Origin of the sequence: Agrobacterium sp. rho-8.1, from assembly GCF_033957725.1 — a bacterium.
Taxonomy (GTDB): Bacteria; Pseudomonadota; Alphaproteobacteria; order Rhizobiales; family Rhizobiaceae; genus Agrobacterium.
In genome coordinates this window covers 639,703-659,263 of sequence record NZ_CP192788.1, presented here as the reverse complement: position 1 = coordinate 659,263, position 19,561 = coordinate 639,703, and the positions used below count along the sequence as shown (strand labels likewise).

The 19,561-nt window shown below is 59.2% G+C and carries 12 protein-coding genes and 1 tRNA gene; 6 read left to right on the top strand and 7 right to left on the bottom strand.

Features of this window, described 5'->3' with window-relative positions; all coding sequences use genetic code 11:
- The first annotated feature begins 208 nt into the window (after positions 1-208).
- Positions 209-1,819 (top strand): malate dehydrogenase (quinone), encoded by a 1,611-nt coding sequence (gene mqo / locus RMR21_RS03220; RefSeq protein ID WP_498670232.1) that lies wholly within the window; start codon positions 209-211, stop codon positions 1,817-1,819.
- A 47-nt stretch (positions 1,820-1,866) separates the two neighbouring features.
- Here the strand turns inward: mqo and RMR21_RS03215 are convergent, their stop codons facing one another.
- Positions 1,867-4,272 carry a PAS domain S-box protein gene (locus RMR21_RS03215; RefSeq protein ID WP_498669274.1) on the bottom strand — a complete coding sequence of 802 codons (2,406 nt, stop codon included), beginning with the start codon at positions 4,270-4,272 and terminating at the stop codon, positions 1,867-1,869.
- 463 nt (positions 4,273-4,735) lie between these two features.
- Between RMR21_RS03215 and RMR21_RS03210 the strand changes: the two genes are divergently transcribed.
- Complete coding sequence (locus RMR21_RS03210; protein ID WP_498669273.1) at positions 4,736-6,679, top strand: AI-2E family transporter; 1,944 nt, start codon at positions 4,736-4,738, stop codon at positions 6,677-6,679.
- Here the strand turns inward: RMR21_RS03210 and RMR21_RS03205 are convergent.
- Together RMR21_RS03205 and RMR21_RS03200 are read right to left on the bottom strand one after the other, a co-directional pair.
- The gene (locus tag RMR21_RS03205; RefSeq protein ID WP_498669272.1) at positions 6,676-7,353 is read right to left on the bottom strand and encodes a DUF2161 domain-containing phosphodiesterase; all 678 of its coding nucleotides are present in this window, start codon (positions 7,351-7,353) and stop codon (positions 6,676-6,678) included. The genes RMR21_RS03210 and RMR21_RS03205 overlap by 4 nt on opposite strands.
- A 58-nt stretch (positions 7,354-7,411) precedes the next feature.
- Positions 7,412-7,485, bottom strand: a tRNA-Gln gene (locus RMR21_RS03200).
- Positions 7,486-7,656: 171 nt separating this feature from the next.
- Between RMR21_RS03200 and RMR21_RS03195 the strand changes: the two genes are divergently transcribed.
- Genes RMR21_RS03195 through RMR21_RS03185 form a run of 3 tightly spaced genes read left to right on the top strand, consistent with a single transcriptional unit; the run spans position 7,657 to position 9,335 of the window.
- Complete coding sequence (locus RMR21_RS03195) at positions 7,657-7,953, top strand: cupin domain-containing protein (RefSeq protein WP_498669271.1); 297 nt, start codon at positions 7,657-7,659, stop codon at positions 7,951-7,953.
- Between the two features lie 16 nt (positions 7,954-7,969).
- Positions 7,970-8,878: an MBL fold metallo-hydrolase gene (locus RMR21_RS03190; RefSeq protein WP_498670231.1), complete on the top strand. Its 909-nt coding sequence runs from the start codon at positions 7,970-7,972 to the stop codon at positions 8,876-8,878.
- Positions 8,879-8,888: 10 nt separating this feature from the next.
- Positions 8,889-9,335, top strand: a complete 447-nt coding sequence (locus RMR21_RS03185) for a thiol-disulfide oxidoreductase DCC family protein (RefSeq protein ID WP_498669270.1) — start codon at positions 8,889-8,891, stop codon at positions 9,333-9,335.
- A 6-nt stretch (positions 9,336-9,341) separates the two neighbouring features.
- Here RMR21_RS03185 and RMR21_RS03180 read toward each other — a convergent pair whose 3' ends face one another.
- A complete protein-coding gene (locus RMR21_RS03180) occupies positions 9,342-10,262 on the bottom strand; it encodes a DUF1499 domain-containing protein (RefSeq protein WP_498669269.1) in 921 nt (306 codons plus the stop codon).
- A gap of 311 nt (positions 10,263-10,573) precedes the next feature.
- Between RMR21_RS03180 and RMR21_RS03175 the strand changes: the two genes are divergently transcribed.
- Positions 10,574-10,843, top strand: coding sequence for a hypothetical protein (locus tag RMR21_RS03175; protein WP_498669268.1), 270 nt, complete (start codon positions 10,574-10,576; stop codon positions 10,841-10,843).
- On the opposite strand, the gene ppdK is transcribed toward RMR21_RS03175, so the two are convergent.
- From ppdK to RMR21_RS03160, 3 genes are all read right to left on the bottom strand, one after another.
- A complete protein-coding gene (gene ppdK, locus RMR21_RS03170; protein WP_498669267.1) occupies positions 10,840-13,566 on the bottom strand; it encodes a pyruvate, phosphate dikinase in 2,727 nt (908 codons plus the stop codon). The genes RMR21_RS03175 and ppdK overlap by 4 nt on opposite strands.
- A gap of 200 nt (positions 13,567-13,766) precedes the next feature.
- Positions 13,767-15,677, bottom strand: a complete 1,911-nt coding sequence (locus RMR21_RS03165) for a HAMP domain-containing methyl-accepting chemotaxis protein (RefSeq protein WP_498670230.1) — start codon at positions 15,675-15,677, stop codon at positions 13,767-13,769.
- A 353-nt stretch (positions 15,678-16,030) separates the two neighbouring features.
- Positions 16,031-19,495, bottom strand: coding sequence for a chromosome segregation SMC family protein (locus RMR21_RS03160; RefSeq protein WP_498669266.1), 3,465 nt, complete (start codon positions 19,493-19,495; stop codon positions 16,031-16,033).
- Between the last annotated feature and the right edge of the window lie 66 nt (positions 19,496-19,561).

Below are 19,561 nucleotides of genomic sequence, written 5' to 3'. Positions count from 1 at the left end.
GCGGTACGCGGTCGCTTGGCAAGAGTTGTCTTACAGGATCGATTGCTTTATTGCGCCGCACAAAATGAAAATCATCAAGAGCTTAGGAAAAGACGTGACCGTAAAAGACAAGGGCAATAGCCTGACTGCCGGATTTTCTCGCGACAACCTCGCCCTGAACCGCCGCCAGGTGCTGGGTACGGCATTGGCTGGTCTTGCCGCCGCGGCGATGCCGGGTGCCACGGCGGTGGCGCAGACTGCGGACAGACAAGTCGATGTTCTACTGGTCGGCGGCGGCATCATGAGCGCCACGCTCGGCGTCTGGCTGCATGAGCTGGAGCCCAACTGGTCCATCGAAATGCTGGAGCGGCTCGATGCGGTCGCGCTGGAAAGCTCCAACGGCTGGAACAATGCCGGTACCGGTCACTCGGCTCTGGCGGAACTGAACTACACGCCGGAAACCGCCAATGGCGGCATCGACATTTCCAAGGCGATCGAGATCAACGAATCCTTCCAGATTTCCCGCCAGTTCTGGGCATGGCAGGTGCGCAATGGCGTGCTGAAAAACCCGCGCTCCTTCATCAACCACACGCCGCATATGAGCTTCGTGTGGGGAGATGAAAACATTTCCTATCTGGAAAAGCGTTATGAGGCGTTGAAGGCCAGCCCTCTGTTTGCCGGTATGCAGTATTCCAGCGACCCTGAAAAGATCAAGACATGGGTTCCGCTAATGATGGAAGGCCGCGATCCCGGCCAGAAGATCGGCGCAACGTGGTCTCCGCTCGGCACCGACATGGAATTCGGTGAGATCACTCGCCAGTTCGTCGGTTATCTGAAGAGCCAAGAGAATTTCAATCTCCAGGTTTCCAGCGAAGTCGATGGCATCGAGCGCAATGCCGATGGCACCTGGCGCGTCAGCTACAGCAACACGAAGGATGGCACGGCCCACACGGTGGACGCCAAGTTCCTGTTCGTTGGCGCCGGTGGGGGTGCGTTGCATCTGCTGCAGATGTCCGGCATTCCCGAAGGTGAGGATTACGCGGGCTTCCCGGTCGGCGGCTCCTTCCTCGTCAATGAAAATCCCGATGTGACGATGCTGCATCTGGCCAAGGCTTACGGCAAGGCATCCGTCGGCTCTCCGCCCATGTCCGTGCCACATCTCGACACGCGCGTCATCGGCGGCAAGCGCGTCATTCTGTTTGGACCCTTTGCGACATTCTCCACGAAATTCCTCAAGGAAGGCTCGTATTTCGATCTGCTGACATCGACCACCATGAGCAATGCATGGCCGATGATGAGCGTGGGCATGGATGAATATCCACTGGTAGAATATCTGGCCGGACAGTTGATGCTGTCCGACGACGACCGCTTCGCAGCGTTGCAGGAATATTTCCCCGGTGCAAAACAGGGCGAATGGCGTTTGTGGCAGGCGGGACAGCGCGTACAGATCATCAAGCGCGACGCAGACAAGGGCGGGGTTCTGAAGTTAGGCACTGAAATCGTCAGCGCCAAGGATGGCAGCATCGCAGCATTGCTCGGTGCTTCGCCGGGTGCTTCCACCGCCGCTCCCATCATGCTCCAGGTTCTGGAAAAGGTCTTTGCCGAAAAGGTCGCGAGCCCGGAATGGCAGTCCAAGATCCGTCAGATCGTTCCAAGCTATGGTACGAAGCTGAACGGCGACCCAGACAAGGTCATGCAGGAATGGGCTTACACAAGCGAACACCTGCAGCTGCCAACACCGCCACAGATCGACATGGCATCACTGGCGCCGGCGGCGTCTGCCACGCCTCCAGCACCGGACACTGTGTCTGTACAGCCTGTGGGTGATCTGGCACCTTGAAATCGCCGATACTTCAGGTGGTTATGATCGCCACCTGAAGCATTATCCTACGAGCGGCGTCCGATCAGATCGTTCACCTTGCGGGCAAAAAGGTCTGTCTGGAACGGCTTTGTCATGACATGCATGCCGTTTTCCAGGTGGCCGTAGTTGAGGACGGCGTTTTCGGCGTACCCTGTTATGAACAGCACGCCCAGATCGGGCCGAGACAGTCTGGCGGCTTCGGCCAGTTGTCGACCGTTCATGCCATTGGGCAATCCAACATCGGTGACGAGCAGGTTGATCGGGCGCTCGGAGTTGAGAATTGCCAGCGCGGATGGTCCGTCGTCGGCTTCCAGAACCGTGTAGCCAAGATCTTCCAGCTGCTCGACTGCGAACATCCGCACCAGGGGTTCGTCATCGACAACAAGGATCGTTTCATTGCCACTTGATTGTGGTGCAGGCGACTGTTGCTCTGCTCCGGGCGTTTCGACATATGTGTCGGTGCCGTAGCGTGGCAGGTAAATGCAAATCGTCGTTCCGTCGCCGATCTTGGAATCGATGCGCACAGCGCCATCGGACTGCCCGGCAAAGCCATGCACCATGGAGAGGCCAAGGCCCGTCCCCTGCCCTATCGGCTTTGTCGTGTAGAACGGGTCGAATGCGCGGGACATGACCTCGTCCGACATGCCCGTGCCCGTATCGCTGACGCACAGGGAGACGTATTGGCCTGGTTTGAGGCCCTGCTCCCTTGCGGCGCGCTCATCCAGCCGATGGTTTCCAGTCTCGATGGTAATCTTGCCGCCTTCAGGCATGGCGTCACGGGCATTGATGCAAAGGTTCAGCAACGCATTTTCCAGCTGACCGGCGTCGACGAAAGTCGTCCACAAATCCTGCGCTGCCGCCGTCTCGACTTCGATGCTCGGGCCGATGCTGCGATAGATCAGTTCAAGCATGCCGATGACGAGGCTGTTCAGATCGGTGGGCTTCGGGTCCAGCGTTTGCCGACGGGAGAAGGCGAGCAGGCGCTGTGTCAATGCAGCCGCGCGTTTGGTGGCGGCGGTCGCACCGACCAGATAGCGGTCCAACTCACCAACACGCCCCTGCGCCAGACGCGTCGTCATCATCTCGAGACTTCCGCCGATCCCGGCAAGGATATTGTTGAAGTCATGCGCCAGTCCACCCGTAAGCTGGCCGATCGCCTCGATCTTCTGGGCCTGGCGCAACTGCTCCTGAGCCTCTTCGAGTTCCGCTTCCCGAGCCTTGTAGTCAGACAGGTCTCGACCAACCGCGATGAAGTTGACATTGTCGGCCTCCGGCGACACGGTCCAGTCGATGGGGGTCCAGACCCCGGTCTTGGTCAAGATGCGATTCTCGAATCTTGTCGGGTGACCGGTCTTTGCCATCTCCACCAGAGCCGCCGTCGTTCTTGGCACGTCCTGCGGATGAATGATATCGGCATAGGGATTGGTCAGAAGCTCTTGCTCGCTCCAACCAAGAACCGCGCTCCAGGCAGGATTGACCGCCAACATTTCGCCAGCATAATTGGCGCGCGCCAGCATGTCCTGCGAAAGCCGCCACAACTGATCACGTTCGGCACGTGTGGTTTTCTCGTCGGTCACGTCACGGACGATGCAGTAGATCTTGCCGTTATCAGGGACACAGATCCAGGAAACCCACCTGTAAGCACCATCTTTCGTCCGATACCGGTTTTCGGCGCCAATCACCGCTTCTCCAGACATCAGGGGAGCCAATGCGGCCTTCGCCTCGGGAATATCGTCAGGGTGCAAAAGGTCGGTATAGATAAGGCCGCGCATGTCTTGCGCATTATACCCCAGCGTCTTGCCCCATGCCGGGTTGGTGGCGAGAAAGCGGCCTTCCATGCTGACAACGGCCAGCATGTCGGGATTTATGTTCCAGGTCGTGCCCTGCTCCAGAACCCGTTCCAGCACTTGACGCTCAAGGTCTTCGTTCAGAGCCTCCAGCTGTCTTGCGGCCTTTACACGCTCGGACGTGTCCCTGAGGACGGCCAAGACACCGACGGTGACGCCTGCGTCATCGACAATGGGGGAGTAGTCGAGATCCAGCCAGACAGTTTCGGGAGCACCGTTTCTGAAAAGCGTAAATTCCTGATCCTTATAGGACAGCGTTTTGCCGGCCATCCCGGTTTTCATGACATTGCCGTTGAAGTCGGATGCTTCGGGCCAGCCTTCGCGTACCTTCGAGCCCAGCAGACCAGGATGTCTTTTACCTGCAATCTCCACATAGGCATCGTTATAGATCATCACGCCGTCATCACCCCAAAGCGTGGCGATGGCGACGGGCGAACGCAGCATCATCCCGACAGCAGTGCGAACAGTGGAGCTCCAAAATTCGATGGGTCCCAGCGCGGTCGCAGACCAATCGAACTGATGGATAAGGTCGGCTGTCTCGCCAGTGGCAGGCAAATAGGACGGCCGGGAAGAACCTGCAGGCATTCAGAACTCCACACGCGAAAACACACCATGGCTTTTAAAGGAGTTTTCGTTGGTCTCGCAACGTATGTTTCTTGTAAACAGAGGCAGCCTCCGCGGATTTTCGGTGTTTTTCTTCGGTTGGATACGACGCTCCGATACCGGCCACCGAAGAATTCCCGATTTTCAATGACGCGCCGGGATGACGGTCAAGCAAGCAAGTAAACTGCCACCTGGAAAATCCGCACTGTCTGGTCAACTCTGGATATGGCGACCATCAAGCCACAGATATGAGCGCTTGTGATCGCGTCATCGCTTATATAAGGAACCGCACAACAAGACGTGCGTTCACCGCTTTGCACCCGGCACGATGCCGATTGCACCTCACCGCGTTCGACCAGCCTGCCAAAGCCATCGCACATCCACTGGTGCTCTTTGTCGTATTGGTCCACAAGGTGAACCGAATGGGCATAGGGCGGGAAAGAACATGGACCTTTCAAAGACGATCAAGTCGGTAACCGCAGGCCCGACCTACCCGAAAACCGATGCTGCCTCGACGAACATGTTGTCAGGAAAAACGGTGGTGATCCTTATCGGAGTGGCCATCGTGTTGCGCGTTGGCGAGGAAATCTTCATTCCGCTTGCGCTTTCGCTCCTTCTTTCGTTTACGCTTGCCCCCATCGTCTCTTTTCTTCGCAAACGATCAGTGCCGAAGATCCTGGCAGTCATTCTCGCCGTCATATCGGCCTTCAGCGCCATTGCTGTTTTCAGCTTCATCGTCGCGACGCAGGTGGCAAACCTTGCCGAAAACATTCCAACCTATCAGCGCAATATCGTCAGCAAGGTCCAGGTTCTGGCGCAGGCCGGCGCAGGCAACGGCCTGCTCGATCATCTCAGCAAGGTGGTGGAGAAGGTGGGGGCGGAAATTCAGGTTCGGGCCGTCGAAAGCCAGGACACAGCGGCTCCTGAAACTCCGCAGCGCGAGCCCATGCCGGTCGAAATCGTATCGCGCACCAATCCGCTTCAGACGCTGGGAAACCTTATACTGCCTTTGATCAGCCCGTTTGCGACGGCAGGTCTCGTCATCGTTCTCGTTGTTTTCATGCTTTTGGAACGGGAGGATTTGCGGGATCGCTTCATCCGGCTGGTGGGCCTCAGTGACCTTCACAGAACGACAGCCGCCTTGCAGGATGCGGGCAAGCGCGTCGGCAAATATCTTCTGATGCAGTTGGTGGTGAATGCGCTGTACGCGCTACCGATCACCATTGGGCTTTGGATTCTGGGAATACCCAATGCGATCCTTTGGGGCTTGCTCACGCTCGTCTTGCGGTTCGTACCTTATATCGGACCCGTCATCGGGATGATCCTGCCGCTGTTTCTCGCTCTCGCCATCGCACCCGGCTGGTCGCTGGTTGCCTGGGTTGCCGCCTTGTTCATAACGACGGAGCTGATCAGCAACAATGTCATCGAGCCTTGGCTCTACGGCTCCCATACCGGCCTCTCTCCGCTGGCGATCATCGTGTCCGCCATATTCTGGTCCTGGCTCTGGGGGCCTATCGGCCTGATGTTATCGACACCGCTAACGGTCTGCCTCGTCGTGCTGGGACGCTACGTTCCGCAATTTGGTTTCCTCGACGTTCTGCTCGGCAACGAACCCGTTCTGGAACTCCACGAAAAGCTTTATCAAAGACTGCTGGCCGGTGATCCGAACGAGGCGATCGACAATGCCGAGGAATATCTGAAGGAAGAATATCTCGTTGATTACTACGACAAGGTCGGACTTCCCGCTCTTCTTCTGGGGGAAATGGACAGGCAGCGTGGCGTGATGTCGGATGCGCAGGTCTCGCTGTTTTCATCCAGTTCGCTCACGCTTGTGGAGAACCTTTCCGATATCGCCGAGGAAGAGGAAAACGAGGAAGAAGCAACCAACCCGTCCGAAACCTTGGCCGATCCCACCGCGTTGCCGGACGGTCGGGAGCAGACGGTGCTGTGTCTGGGCGGCCGAGGCGCGATCGACGACGCGGCATCCGCCATGCTGTCGCAAGCTATCGAGATTCAGGGTGCTGAGGTGTCTTCCGCAAGCTATATCGGCCTTGCCGGACGCGGCTTGCAGAAACTTGCGCTGGATGGTGTCGATACGGTTGTCGTCTCGTTCCTCAACGGCAACTCAAAATCCCATGCCCGCCAGATCGTTCGCCGCCTGAAGCGGGCGAAACCATCCATCCGCGTCGGCATTCTCATTCCCACCGCCAATGGTCAGCATTTTTCGCAGATCCAGGCAACGGAAATCAGCGCCGATTTCATCGCGACATCACTGAACGAGGCCGTGAAACTTGCCCTGACGAAGACCACGCCGACAGAGCTTGTGGTGATTGCGCGCAAGATCGGGCGGCCTAGACTGCGGGCTGTAAAAGCGACTGAGGCCGCCTAAAGCGTTTCCGCTTCGGGATCAACAGAGGGCTGCGGCCAGCGGATCAAGGCCTCGCGGCCAGCGCCCGTGAGGCCGTAAATGCCCCTGTCCAGTCGCTCGAACCACCCATAGACGTTGGATTGCAAAATCTTGCCAGCTTCGGGTACGCGGTCGCGAACATCGCGAAGGCGCATCGGCTCTGCGGCCAAGGCCGCCGCGCAGCCAAGCGCCTGCTGTCGGTAGGCCGTCAGCATGGGCGTGCGCGTGCTGCCACCAACGACAGGATCGCCGCGTCTTTTCTGATGCTCGCGCACCAGCCTGGATCGTCGCTTCGGGTTGGTGCGCGGCATGGGCGAGACGGACGCGACGATGACACTCACATCGCCACGATCCGAGACGCCGAGCATGCCGATGCCGAGACGGCGACATAGATCGCGGTAACGCTTGTCCGCCTCCCGCCCCCTGCCCTTGGCCGAAATTCTGGCGGCAATCCAGACCTCGTCCGAGATCGCGGCCCTGTCGACCGCCTGAAGGATGAGCTCCAGATTGAAGGTCAGCTTCAACTCACACACCACAATGATGGGTGGATCATCCGCATTGATTCCAACCAGATCACACCCGCCGATCTCCCCTTTGACCGAATAACCGGCGGCCTCCAGAAATGTTTTGACGGGAAGATAGAGGGAGGTTTCCATGCAAGCTGACGATCAAAGAGGATGGGGCTTCAAGCCCTGCTGGCTCAGAGAAAACATATGGCTGGGGCGCCAGGATTCGAACCTGGGATGCCGGTACCAAAAACCGGTGCCTTACCGCTTGGCGACGCCCCAACAGGACAGATGGCTACGCGCAACTGCCTGAACCGGGCCTGATTATCAAAGCCGAATGGCAGCGGCAATCATTAAGTTGAGGCGTGGACAATATTTCTTGTGTGTCCACACAGGCTTCATGTTACGTCAGAAGAGAACCTGCCATTCCACACGCTTCCGGTGAACCGTCTCATGAGCAAGTATTCCGCCAGACCACCCGCCATTCCCACCACGCTGCTGGACGACGCCGTGGTGCGAATCATCCGTTGGGATTTCGAGCCGGGCGCCGATACCGGCCACCACACCCACGGGCTGGGTTATGTGGTGGTGCCGATGACGGATTGTCATTTCCTGATCGAAGACGAGGATGGCAGTCGCAGGGTCGATACGGCAAAGGGCATGCCCTACCGGCGTGAGGCTGGCATTTCGCACAATGTGGTCAATGCAGGCAGCGAACCGATGTCCTTCATCGAGATCGAATACAAGTAGAGCGTTGACTGACACGATGGCCGACCCGGAATTCAACCGTGACTTCGATCCCGCCTATGGCATTGTCGTGCCAGTGGCCCACGGCGTTCAGCGCGTCACGGTCAACAATCCCTCGGCTTTTACCTTCCATGGCACCAACAGCTACATCGTCGGTGACAAATCCGTTGCCGTCATCGATCCCGGACCTGACGATGAAGCGCATTTTCAAGCCTTGCTGACAGCGCTTGCGGGGCGGGAAGTCACGCATATTTTCGTCAGCCACACCCACCGCGATCACTCACCTCTAGCTGCACGGCTTTCCCAGGCCACCGGCGCGCTGACCGTGGCCGAAGGGCCGCATCGTGCCGCACGACCGTTGCATGAAGGTGAACGCAACCCGTTTGCCGAAAGCTCCGACACCGCGTTCGTGCCTGACATCGCACTTGGTGATGGACAGGCTGTTTCGGGTGATGGCTGGACATTGACCGCGCTGCACACGCCGGGGCACACGGCCAACCATTCGGCCTTTTCGCTTAACGATACCGGCATCGTCTTTTCGGCGGATCATGTGATGGCTTGGGCCACGACCATCGTCGCGCCACCGGACGGGTCGATGAGCGAGTATATGGCGTCGCTGGCAAAGCTTCTGAAACGCGACGATCGTTTGTTTCTGCCCGGCCATGGCGGGCCGGTCAACGAGCCCACGGCCTTCATGCGCGGCCTTCGTGCCCACCGGCGCATGCGCGAAAAGGCGGTGCTGGCACGCATCAAAGCGGGCGACCGGACGATACCGGAGATGGTGAAAATCATTTACCGCAGCACCGACCTGCGCCTGCACGGCGCTGCCGCGCTGTCTGTTCTCGCCCACATCGAAGACCTGATCGAAAAAGGCGAGATCGAGACGGACGGTCCGCCTTCGCTGGGTGGAATTTATTGTCCGGCATAGGAGTGAGACGATGACGACTGCCTATAGCTACCGCGATGATCCATCAGTTCCAGATTTTCCCGACGACAAGCCGCTGATCGTCTTCGATGACGAGTGCGGTTTTTGCTCTCGGGATATCAATTTCGTCTTGCGCCATGATCAGAAACAGCTGTTTCGCTTCACACCGGCGCAGTTCGAACTCGGCACGGCATTGATGCGCCATTACGGCTATCGGACAGATGACTATGAAACGAGCCTTTTGATCGAGAACGGCGTCGCCTATCCCCGTTCGGACGGTGTGCTACGCGTGCTCCGGCATATGGGCGGTCTTTTCGGTTTCGTGTCGCTTCTTCGCTTCGTGCCGCGCAGAATTCGAGACGGGGTTTACGATCTGGTCGCCCGCAACCGTATGAAGATCGCCGGGCGGCGTCAGGCCTGTCGGATACCGACGCCCGAGGAGCGCGATCGTTTTATCTAAGTGCGCTCAATTGTCGTTAAGGCCCTGCATTTCCGCGTCCAGCGCATCGAGATAGGCGTCCGCGATTTCCGCACCCATGCCCAGATCGTGCGGGCCGAAGCGGGAGGCGACCCGGACATCGACGAGGGTGGTTTCCGTGTCTTCGCGCAAGCGAATGACGACATCGAAGCGCAGTCCCCAGATGAGGGTGCGCGTTTCGCCCTGTATCGTCACCACGCCGCTACCATTGAAGAAAGTCGGGGCTGGCGCCTCTGCGGGCCGCGCCAAGGGCACCGGAACATTGGTCGGCAGTTCATCAATTGGCGTGTCGGTGACACTTTCATTCTGGTCCTGCTGCGGTACGCCAGGCTGGACATCCGGCAGCGAGCCAATGAGACCATCGGTATGGGCGATGCGAATGCGCTGCGCTTTCGCTACCTTGCGGGCGGCGGTGTAGACGCGGTCAATAGCACCTTCGTAACGGTGGCCCGCAAGGCTTGGATAGGCTGCGGCCTGTGCATCGCGGTCAGCCTTGGACACGATTGACGGGCGCGGTAGCCATTGCTGGTTTGCGGTGGGAATGGACAGCCAGTTCGGAGCGTCGACAATATCGGTCGAGACATCATAGATTTCAGGTTTTTGCCAGTACAAAAGCCCTGCAAATGCCACGACGCCAAGCGGAACGGCGGCCAGCAGAATGGCTTGGAGCGACCAAAGCCCGCCCTTTGCGCCAGCAGACCAAAGTCGTTGCAGACCGAAAATGGCAAGCAGCAGCGCCACCGCTGCGATGGCTGCAGAGATGAGCGTGAGCGAAATGAAATCCGGCAGGGTCAGCGGACCGAAGCGATGAAGAGGTGCCGCAATCAGAAAAAGAACGAGCGCCGACAGCCCGAGATACCGGGACAGATATGCCGCATAGGACACGGGCCGAACGAAACGCACAGTCATAAAGCGGCACCCGATGCGCATGTCTCTGCCGCAAACCGCTGAACTGATTTGCACGAGATGGCGAAGTATTTCAACGAGGGCGCTTCACGCGAAGTTCAGTTCGCAAGGAATCGCCGGTACACCACGTCATAATGGGTTTTAGCGGCGAATGGAATCGGTCCGTCGCTCCATCGCGCCGTACCAAACACTTTTCCGCGACGTGTTTTCCAAAGGCAACCTTTGCCGCGCGGCGGACTTTTCTGCGGGCGCAAACAATCCTATGAGTCATGCGCAAAAGCAGCCGCAGTCGCTGCGATCAGGGAGTGACCATCATGCGTGTTTCCATCGTCCTGAGCGCACTTGCCGCGACCTTGGCCCTTTCGGCGTGCCAGACCTTGAGCCCGGAGGAACGGCGTGCACGTGACGATACCACCTGCCGGGGCTACGGCTTCCGCCCCAACACCGATCAAATGGCCGGTTGCCTGCTGGATCTGGACCTCGACCGTCGGGCCGATGCGCGTGCATGGCAGGCGCAATCCAGCCGCGACATGTTCTATCGCCCCGTCGTCGTGGAACGCCGCATTATCGTACAGAACCGCTAGACTTTCGCTGGGATTGCCCGGAAAGCCACGACCTTCGAAACGGTATCGATCTCATTCTTTTGAGCCATAGCAAGCGTAGCCTGTGCCGCAGACAGTCGCGCGATCGGCACACGGAATGGCGAGCAGGACACGTAGTCGAGACCTGCATCCTCACAGAAATGGATCGACGCCGGATCGCCACCGTGCTCGCCGCAAATGCCAAGCTTGAGTTCGGGCCGCGTCTGTCGGCCACGATCTGCCGCGATGCGAATCAACTCGCCGACGCCGTCGAAATCCAAGGAGACGAACGGGTCGCGCTCAATAATGCCCTTGCGTTGATAGGTTTCGATGAAGCGGGCGGCATCGTCACGAGAAATGCCGAATGTCGTCTGCGTCAGGTCGTTGGTGCCGAAGGAGAAGAACTCGGCAGCCTCGGCAATGACGTGGGCGCGGAGCGCTGCGCGGGGCAACTCGATCATCGTGCCGGTCAGATATTCGAGCGTCATGCCGGTTTCCTGCGCCACGGCTGCGGCCACGCGGTCGATGACGGCGCGGACATAATCCAGCTCGGAGCGTAGGCCGACCAGCGGCACCATGATTTCCGGCACAACCGGCGCACCGGTCTGGCGAGCCGCTTCCACCGCCGCCTCAAAAATGGCGCGCGCCTGCATTTCGGCAATTTCGGGATAGGAAATAGCCAGACGGCAACCACGATGGCCAAGCATCGGATTGAACTCGTGCAGTGCATCCAACCGCTGGCGGAACAGTGTCTGCGACATGCCCATGGCCGCCGCGACTTCCACGATTTCACCGTCGGTCTTGGGCAGGAATTCGTGCAAGGGCGGGTCGAGAAGGCGGATCGTCACCGGCAGGCCGTGCATGATGGAAAACAGGTCGGTGAAATCCTGCCGCTGCATGGGCAGCAGCTGATCGAGCGCGGCGCGCCTGCCCTCTTCATGCTCGGCGAGGATCATTTCGCGCATCACGTGAATGCGTTCGCCTTCGAAGAACATATGTTCGGTGCGGCAAAGGCCGATGCCTTCCGCGCCGAAGGCACGGGCGGCGCGGGCGTCTGCCGGCGTATCGGCATTGGTGCGCACCGTCATGCGGCGGGTGCCGTCAGCCCACTCCATCAGCCTGGCGAAATCACCTGACAGTTCCGGCTGAGTCATGGGCACTTCGCCCTTCATCACGCGGCCGGACGATCCGTCAATGGTGATGACGTCGCCTCTTTTCAGCATGCAGCCAACACCAATCAGGACGTTGTTGCGCACATCCACGCGCATGGAGCCAGCACCCGACACGCAGGGGATACCCATGCCACGCGCCACGACCGCCGCATGGCTGGTCATACCGCCGCGGGTGGTCAAAATGCCTTCAGCGGCATGCATGCCATGGATGTCTTCCGGGCTGGTTTCCATGCGCACCAGAATGACGCGTCGACCCTCGGCCTTCGCGGCCACCGCCTCGTCCGAGGTGAAGACGATTTCGCCGGATGCAGCACCCGGTGAGGCCGGAAGGCCCGAACCGATAATGGGGCGCTCAATGGCGGGATCGATGGTCGGGTGCAGCAACTGGTCGAGCGACGATGGCTCGATACGACAGATCGCCTCATCGGTGGTGATGAGCCCTTCCTCGACCATATCGACGGCAATCTTCATCGCCGCCTTGGTGGTGCGCTTGCCGGAACGGGTCTGCAACATCCACAATTTGCCGCGCTCTATGGTGAATTCCATGTCCTGCATATCGCGGTAGTGGCTTTCCAGCCGTCCGCAAATCGCCAGAAACTCTGCGAATGCCTCCGGCATCACCTTTTCCATCGACGGCTTGTCGGAGCCTGAGCAGATGCGCGCATCTTCGGTGATGGATTGGGGCGTGCGAATGCCCGCGACGACATCCTCGCCCTGTGCATTGACGAGAAATTCGCCGTACAGCTCTTTTTCGCCGGTGGAGGGATTGCGGGTAAAGGCAACGCCTGTAGCCGAGGACGAGCCGAGATTGCCGAAGACCATGGCCTGAACGTTGACCGCCGTGCCCCAATCCCCGGGAATGTTGTGCAGTTGGCGGTAGGTGACGGCGCGCGCGTTCATCCAGCTGGCGAAGACCGCCCCGATGGCGCCCCACAATTGCACCTGCGTATCCTGAGGAAAGGGATCGCCGAGTTCTTCCTCGATCAGGCTTTTATAAAGCGAGACGATGTGCTGCCACTCATCAGCAGAAAGTTCGGTGTCGTATTCGTAACCGAGGCGACCTTTTTCATCTTCAAGAATTTCCTCGAAGATTTCGTGATCGAGACCCATCACCACATCGGCATACATCTGGATGAAGCGGCGGTAACTATCCCAAGCAAAGCGGGCGTCACCCGAATCGCTTGCCAAGGCCTGCACCGTCTCGTCGTTGAGGCCGAGGTTGAGAACGGTATCCATCATGCCTGGCATCGAGGCGCGCGCGCCGGAGCGAATGGACAGGAGAAGCGGCTGAGAGCCCGAGCCGAAGGTGCGACCGGTGATGGCTTCCATGCCGGAAATGCCACAATTCACCTGCATTTTCAGGTCTTCGGGCAAACTGCGACCACCTTGATGATAGCGCGCGCAGGCTTCGCTGATAATGGTCAAGCCGGGGGGAACAGGCAGGCCGAGGCTCGCCATTTCGGCAAGGTTTGCACCCTTGCCGCCCAATATGGCGATATCGCTCGCGCGTCCTTCGGCGGCACCGTCGCCAAAGGTATAGACCCACTTTTTCATTCTACGCTCTCCACCCAGAAGCGTTCTTGTTTTTCAACCCTTTACAGCATTGTCACAGTGTTGGAAACGGCCTCTGTTATAGACGTGCCACCGCAGTGCAGCATAAATGCGGCGCACATGCTGATAAATCAAAACCGCCCGCGACAAGCGCGGGCGGTTTTGATCTTCACGTTATCATCGGGTCGTTCAAGCCATCAGGCTCAAAACTCTTCCCAATCCGATTTCACAGCGGCATTGCCGTTGAAGGCAGACGCCACCTTGCGGCCCAGCGCACGCGCCGGAGACTGGACGGGACGTTCTGCCTGCGTGGCCTGGCGCACCGGTGCTTCGTAACCACCGCCCAGCTTGAACTGGCCCAGCAGATGGTTGAGCGAGGCGGCTTCGCGGGCCAGCGTATGGCTGGCTGCCGTCTGCTCTTCCACCATGGCGGCGTTCTTCTGCGTGTCCTGGTCCATCTGGTTCACAGCCGTGTTGATCTGCTGGAGACCGGAGGACTGTTCCTGCGCGCCGTCCACGATCGCCACGACGTGACGGTTGATTTCCTGGACTTCGGCAACGATGGTTTCCAGCGCACGACCCGTTTCACCGACCAGCTGCACGCCCTGCTGGACCTGGCCGTTCGATGTCGTGATCAGCGCCTTGATGTCCTTGGCAGCGTTTGCTGAACGCTGAGCCAGTTCGCGCACTTCCTGTGCAACGACCGCAAAGCCCTTGCCCGCTTCACCGGCACGTGCCGCTTCCACACCGGCATTGAGCGCCAGAAGGTTGGTCTGGAAGGCGATCTCGTCGATCACGCTGATGATGTTGGAAATCTCCGACGACGACTTTTCGATCTGCTCCATGGCAATCACGGCCTTGCGGACCACATCGCCGGACTGTTCGGCACCGGTGCGGGCCCTGGACACCAGCTGACCGGCTTCCTGGGCGCGCTTGGTGCTGTCCTTGACCGTCGTGGTGATCTGCTCGAGCGCGGCGGCGGTTTCTTCCACCGATGCGGCCTGCTGTTCGGTGCGCTTGGCCAGGTCGTCGGCGGCAGCACGGATTTCGTTGGCACCGGCGTCGATGCCACGGGCATTGTCGGCCACGCGGTTCAGGGCAGACTGCAGCTTTTCGGCAGACGAGTTGAAGTTGGCGCGAACCACGTCCAGGTGCTGAACGAAAGGCTGGCTGATGCGATAGGAGACATCGCCATCGGCCAGGCGCGACAGCGCATCGGCCAGATTATCGACGGCAAAGCTGGTGTCTGCGGCTTCCCTGGCCTTCTGCTCTTCGCGAGCGATCCGTTCCCTCTCCGACAGGCTGCGGTTGGCATCGGCTTCCTGCTCCAAACGGATGCGCTCGAGAGCGTTGTTGCGGAAAATGACGACGTTCTGCGCCATCTGTCCAATTTCGTCCTTGCGGTCTGCGCCGGGTATTTCCAGATCGACATTGCCGGATGCGAGCGATGACATCGATCCGGTCATGAGCTGAATGGGCTTGATGACGCCGCGGATGACGATGAAGACGCAAACGGTTGCCAGTGCCAAAGCAATGGCGCCGAGGACAGCGAGAGTATGGAGGATGAATGTTTTGAGGTCTTCACCTGTCGCCATGCCGTCTTTGGCCGCCGTCAATTGAATCTCGATGAGTTTTGAAACGGACTCACCGAGAGGATCGATGATCTGATAGAGCTGACCATCGGCAAACTTGCCGATCTCCTCCAGATTACCCGCCTGCAGAAGCGTGATGATTCCCTGGATCTTCTGATCAGCCGACTGGCGCATGGTTTGGAATTCATCGGCAAGGCGCTTCTCGTCCACGGTGAGATAGGTCGCCGTGTAATCACGCCAGGATGTGTCGATACTTTGCATGGCGCTGCGAATATTCTGGATGCCCTGCTCAGTGCTCAGCGAGCCGCCACTGACCTTGTGGACGGTATCGACAATCTTGACCGCGTAATCATCGGAGATGGATTTGAGCTGCGCCATCGGCACGACACGGTCGGCAACAATGCTGCGCAAAAGCCGTGACTCTTCATTCAGCGCATAAAGAGAGAACAGAGACGTCACAGCCAGAATGGCGACGAGAAAAAATATGCACGACAGAAGTTTGGACCGAATAGACATGGAAATCCTCTTGAGCGAAACATCTCCGCGTAGATCGGGTGGGTCCGAATACTGTCCGGCGAGATAAAAATCGCCACCGAAGGGTGATCGATAAGCATTAATGAGACATGAAAAACTGCATTTATGCCAATAATTTAGGCAAATTGCGCGTTACTTGATCGCTCATGAAATAATTGCCAGAAAACACACATCAGAAGCTGCGTAATAATTTATCTCTGCTTTTCAGAAGCCAACCGCTGAGAGAATCTATAAGGCAACACTTCGTTCTAATAGAGAAATACAAGAACCTACCCTTACGGAAGCTTTGGACGCATTCGCATTTATTTTTACGAAACCGTGAAAAATCGACCGTGGAAAGATCAAACAGTCTCGATCAACCGCTCCGCCATCTGCAAATCGACGGACACGAGCTGCGACACACCCTGTTCGGCCATGGTCACGCCGAACAGGCGGTCCATGCGGGCCATGGTGATGGGGTTGTGGGTGATGATGACGAAGCGGGTTTCGGTGGAGGCCACCATCTCGTCCATCAGGTTGCAGTAACGCTCGACATTGTGGTCGTCGAGCGGCGCATCCACCTCGTCCAGCACGCAGATCGGTGCCGGGTTGGTGAGGAAGACGGCAAAGATCAGCGCCATGGCCGTCAGGGCCTGCTCGCCGCCTGAGAGAAGCGTCATGGTCTGCGGCTTCTTGCCCGGTGGGCGGGCGAGGATTTCCAGGCCCGCCTCCAGCGGGTCGTCGGATTCGATCAATTGCAGTTCCGCCGTACCGCCACCGAAGAGGTGCGTGAACAGCCGCTGGAACTGGGTGTTGACGATATCGAAAGCGGCAACCAGACGTTCGCGGCCTTCGCGGTTGAGATTGTGAATGCCTGCGCGCAGCTTCCGCACCGCATCGATGATGTCGTCACGTTCCTTGATCAGTGCTGCCAGCTTTTCCGATAGTTCCGCCTGCTCTTCATCGGCGCGAAGGTTGACTGCGCCCAATCGCTCACGCTCGATCTTCAGCCGGTCCAGATCACGCTCGACATCGCGTATTTCGGGCATTGGTGCATCAACCCCAAGTCCCGTCAGTCGGAATGCCATATGAGGCTCGACATTCAGCGCTTCGCGAATGCGGTATTCGCTTTCCTGACGTTTTTCACGGGCGGAAACGAGCCGCTCCTCGGCCCGTCCGCGCTTTTCACGCGCCTCCGCCAATGCTGACAGGGCAATGGTGGCCGCACGGTCAGCCTCTCGTTGCAGATTTTCCGCCTCGACCAGGCGATCAGCCGCTTCACGTCGCGCAGCCTCGGTATTTTGCAATTGCGTCAGAAGATCACGGCGCTTCTCATCGAATTCTTCCGGCGCGATATCGAGTTCGGCAAGCTCGTCGCGGGCTTCGTCCTCGCGTTCGCGCAGCGTCGCGATATGGCCGCTGGCGCTTGCCGCGCGCGCCTGCCAGGTGGTGCGCTCCTGAGCAATGGCGTTGATGCGGCGCTGGCGGGCCTCCGCTTCCCGGTTCAACCCTTCATGCCGGGCGCGCGCTTCAGCTAGAAGGCTGCGGTCGGTCGCGACGTCCAGTTGGCTCTCGCGCAGGCGCAAATCGAGATCGGACAGGTCGGCTGCGTCCTCCAGTTCGATGCGGGCGTTTTCTTCCTGAGCGGCGATGTCCTCGATCTGGCCGCTGATCTGGCTGATGGCTTCAGACACGACATCGCGGCGGCGCAGGAGATCGCCGGAGGCGCGTTCGGCCATCGAAAGGGCATCGCGTGCTTCAACCAGTTGGCGTGAGGCAAGACGGCTTCGTTCCCTTGCGTCCGCAAGCTGACTTTCCACCACACGAACGCCGTCTGCGCTGGCGGCAAGCTGATCTTCGGCTTCCTCCAGCGCATAGCGCGCCTCGTCCACTTCACCTTCCAGCTCGCTCAGACGGTTTTTCTGGGCAAGCCTGAGTGCTGCATTGCCGGGAGCGTCGGCGCTGGTGATGTGGCCATCCCAGCGGAACAGTGCGCCATCTTTCGTAACGAGGCGCTGACCGGGTTTCAGCGCTGGCATCAGGCGCTTGGCTTCATCGACGCTTGCGACAAGACCTGCCTGGCGAAGCGTGCGTTTCAGTGCATCCGGACCTGCGACATGCGCAAGCAGCGATACAATGTTTTCCGGCAGGGACGGGTCGGCTACGCCGTCGCCATTGACGGTCCAATAGGCTGGAGCGGCCGCATCGAGTGGGCTTTCGAGGTCATCACCCAAGGCAGCGCCGAGAGCCGCCTCGAAACCGCGATCCACCGTCAACTCTTCCGCCACCGGCGTAAACGAGCCCGATACCGCACCGGCATCCAGCATTTTGGCAATGGTGCGCGCTTCGGTTTCCAGCGCGTTGAGGCGACTGCGTGCCGCATCGACCGGGCCACGCGCCATAGCTTCCACAGAGCGCGCCTCCGCTACGGCCGATTCCGCCTCTTCCACCACGATCAGCGCGTCTTCGACAGCGATCTCGGCGGCTTCCACGGTTTCCCGTTTTTCGGATGGATCGGGCAGATCGGAGAGCTTCTCATCGATGGTATCGATTTCTGCAGCGGCCTCCCCTGCCTGACGCTCCGCGCGCGCCTTGCGGTCAGCGAGATCGCGAATGGTGCGCTCCAACTGCGTGCGGGAGGCGGCGGCCTCCGCACGCTCTGCCGTCAGTGCTGCAAAAACGCGTTCGCTCTCGGTCAGTTTCGACGTGGCTTGCTCGAAAGCCTCACGCGTTTCCTCGGACTGACGACCCGAATCAGCCAGAATATCGAGGATTTCGGCTTCCTCCGCATCCAGCCGCGCGAGGATGTCGGAGTTGTCGGAAACAATGCGCTCTTCGCGCTCGATATCCTCACCCAATTGCGTCAGGCGCCGAGCAAGCTCGTCGCGGCGGCGCAGGATGCGGTTGGTTTCTTCGTCCAGTTGCGTGCGAGCGATTTGCAGGCGCTGTAGGGCTGCGGCGACCTTCGCTTCGTTTTCGCGCAGTTCCGGCAGCTTGAAGCTGGCAAGCCCTTGCGTCTTGGCCGCTTCCATCTGGCTCTGCGCCTTTTCAGCGACCACATTCGTCGCCTGATTGAGCGCGCTTTCGGCCTCGCCCTCGGCCAGCTTGGCCTCTACCCAGCGGATGTGCAGCAATGTCGCTTCGCGAGCGCGAATGTCGGCCGACAGCATCTTGAAGCGGTTGGCCTGACGCGCCTGTCGTTTCAGGCTTTCGATCTGGCTTTCCAGTTGCGCCGTCACATCCTCCAGCCGCTCCAGATTGGTTTCGGCCGCGCGCAGGCGCAGTTCCGCCTCATGGCGGCGGGAATGCAGTCCGGAAATGCCAGCCGCCTCTTCCAGCAACTGCCGACGGGCCTGCGGCTTGGCGTTGATGAGTTCCCCGATACGCCCCTGCCCTACCATGGAGGGCGAGCGTGCGCCGGTGGAGGCATCGGCAAACAGAAGCTGAACATCCTTGGCGCGGGCTTCCTTGCCGTTGATGCGGTAGACCGAACCATTTTCGCGCTCGATACGGCGCGTGACCTGAATTTCATCGGCATCGTTGAAGGCGGCAGGCGCGGTGCGGTCTGAATTGTCGAGATAGAGGCCGACTTCGGCAGTATTGCGGGCGGGGCGATTTCCCGAGCCGGAGAAAATGACATCATCCATGCCGGATGCGCGCATGTTCTTATAGGAGTTTTCGCCCATCACCCAGCGAAGCGCCTCGACAAGATTGGACTTGCCGCAACCATTGGGTCCGACGACGCCGGTCAGGCCCGGCTCGATGATGAATTCGGACGGCTCCACGAAGGATTTGAAGCCGAGCAGGCGCAGCTTGTTGAACTTCATGCTGCTGCCTCAAGAACAAAAAAAACGGGCGCACGGAAGTGTCCGTCGCCCGTTTTTGTGCGGTAA

Bases quoted from the DNA above. Each gene is read 5' to 3' on its own strand.
- mqo (WP_498670232.1), top strand. From the start codon at position 209: ATGCCGGGTGCCACGGCGGTGGCGCAGACTGCGGACAGACAAGTCGAT.
- RMR21_RS03215 (WP_498669274.1), bottom strand. From the start codon at position 4,272: ATGCCTGCAGGTTCTTCCCGGCCGTCCTATTTGCCTGCCACTGGCGAG.
- RMR21_RS03210 (WP_498669273.1), top strand. From the start codon at position 4,736: ATGGACCTTTCAAAGACGATCAAGTCGGTAACCGCAGGCCCGACCTAC.
- RMR21_RS03205 (WP_498669272.1), bottom strand. From the start codon at position 7,353: ATGGAAACCTCCCTCTATCTTCCCGTCAAAACATTTCTGGAGGCCGCC.
- RMR21_RS03195 (WP_498669271.1), top strand. From the start codon at position 7,657: ATGAGCAAGTATTCCGCCAGACCACCCGCCATTCCCACCACGCTGCTG.
- RMR21_RS03190 (WP_498670231.1), top strand. From the start codon at position 7,970: ATGGCCGACCCGGAATTCAACCGTGACTTCGATCCCGCCTATGGCATT.
- RMR21_RS03185 (WP_498669270.1), top strand. From the start codon at position 8,889: ATGACGACTGCCTATAGCTACCGCGATGATCCATCAGTTCCAGATTTT.
- RMR21_RS03180 (WP_498669269.1), bottom strand. From the start codon at position 10,262: ATGACTGTGCGTTTCGTTCGGCCCGTGTCCTATGCGGCATATCTGTCC.
- RMR21_RS03175 (WP_498669268.1), top strand. From the start codon at position 10,574: ATGCGTGTTTCCATCGTCCTGAGCGCACTTGCCGCGACCTTGGCCCTT.
- ppdK (WP_498669267.1), bottom strand. From the start codon at position 13,566: ATGAAAAAGTGGGTCTATACCTTTGGCGACGGTGCCGCCGAAGGACGC.
- RMR21_RS03160 (WP_498669266.1), bottom strand. From the start codon at position 19,495: ATGAAGTTCAACAAGCTGCGCCTGCTCGGCTTCAAATCCTTCGTGGAG.